This is a genomic window from Epilithonimonas hispanica (genome assembly GCF_003385395.1).
Taxonomy (GTDB): Bacteria; Bacteroidota; Bacteroidia; order Flavobacteriales; family Weeksellaceae; genus Epilithonimonas; species Epilithonimonas hispanica.
Genome location: NZ_QNUG01000112.1, coordinates 1 through 1,205, shown reverse-complemented (window position 1 = coordinate 1,205; position 1,205 = coordinate 1). Strand labels below are relative to the sequence as shown.

The 1,205-nt window shown below is 23.9% G+C and carries 2 protein-coding genes; one reads left to right on the top strand and one right to left on the bottom strand.

Features of this window, described 5'->3' with window-relative positions; all coding sequences use genetic code 11:
* The first annotated feature begins 212 nt into the window (after positions 1–212).
* On the top strand, positions 213–770 hold the full coding sequence (locus DRF58_RS18075) for a hypothetical protein (protein ID WP_116037337.1): 558 nt from the start codon (positions 213–215) through the stop codon (positions 768–770).
* Positions 771–940: 170 nt separating this feature from the next.
* On the opposite strand, the gene DRF58_RS18070 is transcribed toward DRF58_RS18075, so the two are convergent.
* A partial coding sequence (locus DRF58_RS18070) for a transposase (protein ID WP_157966701.1) occupies positions 941–1,205 on the bottom strand: 265 nt, incomplete at its 5' end.

Below are 1,205 nucleotides of genomic sequence, written 5' to 3'. Positions count from 1 at the left end.
AGTGCTTTGAATTATCAAACTATTGAAGAGTTTAACAATCAAAACAAAATTTATCAAAATGTAGCTTAACTTATACTGGAATTTTTATTTGCATATCCATGGTTATTTTTATCTGTATAAAATGTTAAATAACTTTAATAGTATTTTTCTATTGTTTTATTAATTATACTATCTAATCTATATTAAATTTTTAATTTTTATTTCATATTTGAATGGCAATAAAATCTAAAATTATAGAATTTTATAGAGATTATATGCAACAAAGTTTAGTATATGATAAATGGTTTTTAGAATCTTTAGATTATAAATTAGATGAAATAAAAATTCATGAAAATAATATTAAGTTACAATTACCTCTTAAAAACAAGAAAGAAAATTTACAGAAAATTGCATGGATTTTTCAATCACTTAAACAAACAAAAGATTCTGTATCTCTTATAGTAAATTCAGCAATTATTACTTCATTTCAATTTTTTGAAACTTTCTTTTTTAGATTATATAATAGTCATTTTCAAAATGATTATATGAAAGGAGACTTTAAATCATGGATTGAAGAACTAAATAATCAATATAGCAATATTGGTAATATATTAGGTGATAAGATATTTCTCTCTATACTTGAATATAACAAGAGAAGGAATTTGTACACCCATTCTGGCGGTAAAATAACTACTATATATATAAATTTTTTGGAAAAAAATTCTTCAGTACTCTCTCATCTTAAAAATTTAGATAGTTTAGATCAATTTAAGCAAAATTATAAAATTTGAGATTATATTCTTACTCCACCTTCTTATTATAAAATCAATCAAATGTTATTGGATCTTGCTATCACAGTTATATATTTTCGTATTATTTACCTAGAAATTGATAGTTTTATTTGATATGAGAAATATGTGGAAGATGCTTTAAATACAATACTTATTAACCTGAGTTCGGGTTAAGCGAAGTTCAAAAATAATTGACCGTCATTTACCTTTTTCAAGTTGAGTGACGGTTTTTTTGGAAAGAAACAATAGGCTGTTAGTCCTCCCAAGATATTGATCATAAAATTATTGACGCTTCTGTGTCGGGTGTGTTCCACTTGACAATGGTTTTTTAGTTCATCATTAATCGTTTCAATTATGGCTCTTTTTCGGAGTAAAATCTTATCTTCCATTTTCATAATATGATTTTTCATATTTTTTCTAAGTTTAGTGAAAAGC